Here is a 607-nt window from a genome sequence, read left to right on the forward strand (position 1 = left end):
CGTGGCCGGGACTTCTCCGACCTGAAGCTGGCCATCGCCGGCGGCATGGCCACCCACACCGCCGTGGCCCGGCGCTGGAAGGAGGTCACCGGGGTGCCGATCATCGAAGGCTACGGCCTCACCGAATGCTCGCCGGTGGTGAGCATCAGCCCGATCGACATCGCGCGCATGCGCGAGGGTGACTTCACCGGGACCATCGGCGTGCCGCTGCCGTCGACCTGGGTGCGTTTCGTGCGTGAGGACGGCGAACTGGCGGAGCTGGGCGAGGAGGGCGAGTTGCAGGTGCGTGGCCCCCAAGTGATGAAGGGCTACTGGCAGCGTCCGGAAGAGACCGCCAAGGTCCTGGACCGTCATGGCTGGCTGTCCACCGGGGATATCGGGGTGATGAACGAGCAGGGTTTCATCCGCCTGGTGGACCGCAAGAAGGACATGATCCTGGTGTCCGGCTTCAACGTGTATCCGAACGAGGTCGAGGGCGTGGTCGCGGCGCATCCGGGCGTGCTCGAGTGCGCGGCGGTCGGCGTGCCGGACGACAGTTCCGGCGAGGCGGTCAAGCTCTTCGTCGTCAAGAAGGATCCGTCGCTCACGGAGCGCGACCTGATGGACT

The 607-nt window shown here is 67.2% G+C and carries 1 protein-coding gene; it reads left to right on the plus strand.

Features of this window, described 5'->3' with window-relative positions:
* A partial coding sequence (locus tag Q7C21_RS22460; protein WP_375151153.1) for an AMP-binding protein occupies nucleotides 1–607 on the plus strand: 607 nt, incomplete at both ends.

This window comes from Pantoea sp. ANP04 (assembly GCF_041982285.1).
GTDB classification, from domain to species: Bacteria; Pseudomonadota; Gammaproteobacteria; order Enterobacterales; family Enterobacteriaceae; genus Pantoea; species Pantoea eucalypti.